This window comes from Marinitoga sp. 1155 (assembly GCF_001021175.1).
Classification (GTDB): domain Bacteria; phylum Thermotogota; class Thermotogae; order Petrotogales; family Petrotogaceae; genus Marinitoga.
The window spans coordinates 1-5,177 of record NZ_AZAX01000019.1 but is presented as its reverse complement, the minus strand read 5'-3'; the positions used below and the strand labels follow the sequence as shown (position 1 = coordinate 5,177).

The window sequence follows — 5,177 nt, the reverse complement described above, 5'->3', positions numbered from 1 at the left end:
AATATTTACCGAAGGAGAGCGACAGCTCAGAATTTTTTTGTTTTAATTCAAATCTAAAGTTTTTAATCCAATACCCTACCGGAGGTATGAATATTTTCTTTGAAAATATTGAAAAGTTTTAATTTTAAAATCTTTAATCTTTAACCTATAACCCGCCGTAGGCGTGTAACACCGGAGGTGAATCATGAGAAGATTCTGCACGAGTGGACCTGTTGATAAAAAGACCTGTTATTACGTAGAGAGACCCGATATAATGAAAGAAGCACTTGATCATATAGAAAATTGGAGATACTTTACAGTATCAGCACCAAGACAAAGTGGAAAAACAACACTGTTAAAAGATATAGTTGAGAAAATAAAAGATAAATATTTACCTATTTTTATTTCTTTTGAAAGTTATGGAGAAAAAGGAAAAATTGAATTTTTAAGGACGTTTGTAAAGGATATAAATCGTTCATTAAAAGGTTTGTATGGTAAAATTATTGATTTAACTATACCGGGAAGTATAGATGATATAAGAAATTTAATTGAAGAGATAACAGAAAAAGAAGGAAAAGAAATAATATTGATGATAGATGAATTTGAGAAATTTGAAAATTCAAAGTTAATGAATCAATTTTTACATGTGATAAGAAATATATATCATGATAGAAAAATATATGGATTAAGAAGTGTAATATTAATAAGCGTAGGATATCTAAGCGGAATATTAGAAGACAATGCCAGTCCATTCAACATAGCAGAACATTTAGAAGTGCCATACTTTACCAAAAAACAAGTATATGATTTACTAAATCAACACGAAACAGAAACAGGACAAATATTCGAAGAAAAAGTAAAAGAATTAATATGGCACAACGCAGCAGGACAACCAGGATTAACCAATGGACTTGCATATGACTTAGTAATGAAAAAAGCAAAAGGAGAAAAAATAATAACAGAAAAACATTTTGAAAAAACATTATATGATTATATGAGAGTATATATAGACAAAAACATATCAAATATAATAAACAAAGCAAAAAAAGAAAAAGAATTAATGATGAAAATATTATTTGAACCAAATAATATAGAATTTAATATATATGATGAAAACATAAAATTCTTATATATAAACGGAGTAATAGACAATTGTGAAGGCATATGCTGTGTAAAAGTGCCGTTGTATTACAAAGCGTTATATGCAAGATTTAAACCACAAATCAATGGAGAAAAATCGCAAATGAAACCATTTGATGAAAGTATAAAAAAATATCTAAACAAAGATGGAAGTCTGGATTTAAACAAATTGATGAAAAGATATATAGAATATATAAAATCAAGAGGAGCAGTAATGTTCAAGGGCAGAAACTATTACGAAGGAGTATATCAATACAATCTTGATCAATTTCTTAGTTTGTATGTAGAAGCGGCAGATGGAAAAGTATATCCAGAAACACAAATAGGCGGAGGAAGAATAGATTTATTGATCAATTTAAACAATAAAGAATATTTAATAGAAATAAAAGCAAATATAGATGAAGATCAATATGAAAAATCAAAAAAGCAACTAAAAGAATATATAAAAAGGAAAGGGATAAAAGAAGGATGGTTAATAATATATTCAAATACAATAAAAGATTTTGAATATAATTTAGAAAAAGAAAATGGAATAAAATTACATATATGGTTTATAAAAACTAATTTCGAAAATCCATCAAAAATATAGAAAGGGGCTATCCAAAATTCTGTGTAAATTAATAATAGTTGGTTAATGATAATTATTATAAAATATTAGCAAATATAAAGTTTTTTCTTAGATTTTCGTAAAATTAATGCACTTTGTGAAATTTAAATGTTAGAGTTATAATTTTTCCGTAATTATATATTTTTCATTTACTTAAAATTAATTTTGGGATGTGGTGACACTTTTGCTTTTAATAAAAAGTTAACAATTGCTGTTTTAAGTTATATTAAAGCGTTATCTCTTTTTCTGAAAAAATAACTGTCAAACTCAGGAAAAAAAACAAGCCTTAAAAATAGGCTTGTTTTTGAAAAATCAGATTATTGCACATATTATTTTTCAAAAAGGGTATTGACATAATCAAAACTCTAAAAAGAATCTCTTAGTTGCAGTATTTCCAGATATTTTATATTTTATGAATTTTTATCAAAATTTTTTCTTTCTTCTATTAAAATTTCAATGTATTTTTTGAAAGTGTTTTCGAGTTTTTCGAAAAGAACAGTTTCAGCAATTTTACCGTTAATAAATATTGCACCGCCTGTTTTGGTTCCAGCTATGCCAATATCAGCATGTTTTGCTTCTCCTGGTCCGTTTACAACACAGCCCATTACCGCAATATTTAAACTTTCATTAATATTTTTAGTCCAGTCTTTAACTTTTGTAGCTAACTCTTCTACATTTATTTCTGTTCTTGCGCAGGTTGGGCAAGCTATAACTCTGGGGCCTTTTTTAAATCCTAACAAAGTTAATAATTTTTTTGCAGCTAATACTTCTTTAATAGGATTTCCTGCTATGGAAATTCTAATTGTATCTCCAATATTATTTAATAGTAATGTTCCAAGTCCTGCAGAAGATAATATTAAAGCATCCTCATAAATTCCAGCTTCAGTAATTCCTATATGCAAAGGATATGGTACCTTTTCTGAAATATATTTATTAGCCAAAAAGTTTTCTTTAGCATCAGTTGATTTTATTGAAATTACGATATCTGTGAAGTTTAATTCCTCCATTATTCTCACTTCTTCTAAAGCACTTTCAGCTAAGGCTTTAAATCTTGGCATATTCGAATTTTCAAATTCTTTTTTTATAGAACCGGAATTTGCTCCTACCCTGATGGGTATATTTGCATCTTTTGCAGCTTTTACAACTTCTTTTACTTTCCATTTACTGCCAATATTTCCAGGGTTGATCCTTATTTTTGCAGCTCCAGCTTTTATGGATTCTATAGCTAACCTGTAATCAAAATGTATATCAGCAACTATAGGGACAGGAGATAAATTACAAATTTGTTTAAAAGAAGAAATATCATCAAAATTTCTAACAGAAACCCTTACTATTTCAGCACCTGCATTAGATAAATTTATAATTTGCCGTATTGTACTTTCTGTATCAAGAGTGTCGGTATTTGTCATACTCTGTATAGAAATAGGATTATTTCCTCCAATTGGGATATCTTTTACATAAACTATTTTTTTTGAAAACATAAATATACCTCCGATTACTTAAAAAATCTTAAAATATCGTTGTAAGTAAAATAGACAAAGAGTCCCATTAATATTATAAAACCTATAGTATGAATCATAGCTTCTACCTTTGGGTTAGTTCTTTTACCTGTTATCATTTCATAGATTGAAAAGATAATTCTTCCACCATCCAGAGCGGGTATAGGTAATAGATTAACAATTCCAAGGTTTAATGTAATTAATGCTATTAATGAAATTAAAGCTTCAGGACCAGCCTTTGCTGCCTGTCCAACAACACCAGCGATTCCAACAGGTCCCATTACTTCGGTAGTCTTAACCTTTCCTGTAAATAATTGAGAAATCGTATCAACCATAGCTTTTAACAATGTGTTAGCCCATTGTATGGAAACAGTTATTATTTCAAAACCTTTTGGTCGCCATTTATCAAAAGCATATTTAAGAATCAAAGGTTCTTGAAGTATTTTAAAAAATTCTTTTTTACTTAAAGTAAGATCCATAGTTTTTCCATTTCGAAGAATAATTATATTTAAATTATCTGAATTTATGGGCGTGATATATTCTGAAATCCTATTATTAGTTATGGTAATCATAATATCTTCTGAATCTAACGATAAAGGAGTTAAATATTTTATTATATCCAAGCCATTATTTATTGCCTTAGAATTAATGCTTAGTATAATGTCGTCTTTTTTAAAAGGTGGATAATCTTTGTTTATTATATTTGAAAAAGTAGCAAAATAAACACCTATAGCATATCTTTTTTGAGAAATATTATAACCTTTGATTTTTCCTTCTATTTTCGAACCATCATTTAGTTCAATTATTAGTTTATCTCCTTTTTCTAAATTGGGTAAAATAGATCCTATGTTTTCTGGTGGATTTAAATTAAACGATTTGATAGTTTTATTATTTAAATTAACTATTTTTTCTGATTTAAATATAATGGTGTATTCTGGATTGTATAATTTAGGCGCTATTTCTAAATTAATAATATTATTGTTTCTTAAAATTTCCAAATCTAAAAGCTTACCCTCTTTAATAGCGAGGCTCAAAATAGAACTATCAAAAACAATATTATTGTTTACTTTTTTTATAACATCACCAGGTTTAATACCGACATAATAAGCAGGTGAATCATCTATAACATCTTCTATCTTAACTTCTGGGAATCCATATAACAAACCGGAAATTGATAAAACAATATATCCCAGAATAATTGAAAATAAAGGTCCAGCAAAGGCAATTAGAAATTTTTGCCATGGTTTTTTGTTGTAAAATAATTCTGGATTATCAGATAGCTCACCATCTTCAATTTCTTCGCCTGCTATTTTAACATATCCTCCAAGAGGAATGAGATTAAATCTAAATTCAGTTTCTTTTCCTTTATAAGAAAATAATTTTGGTCCCATACCTATGGCGAATTCTTCAACCTTTGTTTTAAATAATTTTGCAAAGATAAAATGTCCTAATTCATGAAAAAACACAACTATTGTTATAACAACCATGAACCAAAAAAGAGTTATCATTAAAACACCTCCGTGATTATTAGATTTTTTAAGTAATATTAATTTTAACATATATATGTTAAATAGGTATAATGTAGTATGAAATATTATAGTAATAAAAATTACATTAGGATTTTTTAGGGAATACAGTCTATAATATATCTTTATTTGTAGTATTTTTATATTTATTTAAAATTGAAAAAAGGCATGAAAACCAATCTCTCGATGAATTCACTAATGATTAACAAAAATTAACGGTATTGTAAGTTGACAAAAGGGAAGAAAGGTGGTAATATATATACTCGGACGCGGACGAAGAGCCGCGGTGAGGTATAGACATCTCCTTGTCAAGTGAACAGAGACACCCAGCGGAAGTAAAAAAGAGGGAGAGAGATAGAACTCGACAAGATGGACGGAGGGTGTGATCCATGCACAGGGCGCACGCCGGAGGCGTGCCAGACACAT

Annotated in this window: 3 protein-coding genes; 1 reads left to right on the top strand and 2 read right to left on the bottom strand. The window is 28.3% G+C overall.

The annotated features are described in order from the left end of the window. Window positions 1-184 precede the first annotated feature (184 nt). On the top strand, window positions 185-1,708 hold the full coding sequence (locus X274_RS06805; protein ID WP_047266076.1) for an AAA-like domain-containing protein: 1,524 nt from the start codon (window positions 185-187) through the stop codon (window positions 1,706-1,708). A 428-nt stretch (window positions 1,709-2,136) separates the two neighbouring features. On the opposite strand, the gene ispG is transcribed toward X274_RS06805, so the two are convergent. Together ispG and X274_RS06795 are read right to left on the bottom strand one after the other, a co-directional pair. Then, the gene (gene ispG, locus X274_RS06800; protein ID WP_047266075.1) at window positions 2,137-3,207 is read right to left on the bottom strand and encodes a flavodoxin-dependent (E)-4-hydroxy-3-methylbut-2-enyl-diphosphate synthase; all 1,071 of its coding nucleotides are present in this window, start codon (window positions 3,205-3,207) and stop codon (window positions 2,137-2,139) included. Between the two features lie 14 nt (window positions 3,208-3,221). Then, window positions 3,222-4,733 carry a site-2 protease family protein gene (locus tag X274_RS06795; RefSeq protein WP_052913228.1) on the bottom strand — a complete coding sequence of 504 codons (1,512 nt, stop codon included), beginning with the start codon at window positions 4,731-4,733 and terminating at the stop codon, window positions 3,222-3,224. Window positions 4,734-5,177: the final 444 nt, after the last annotated feature.

Coding starts and splice junctions, on each gene's coding strand:
- ispG (WP_047266075.1), bottom strand. CDS start 3,207: ATGTTTTCAAAAAAAATAGTTTATGTAAAAGATATCCCAATTGGAGGA.
- X274_RS06795 (WP_052913228.1), bottom strand. CDS start 4,733: ATGATAACTCTTTTTTGGTTCATGGTTGTTATAACAATAGTTGTGTTT.
- X274_RS06805 (WP_047266076.1), top strand. CDS start 185: ATGAGAAGATTCTGCACGAGTGGACCTGTTGATAAAAAGACCTGTTAT.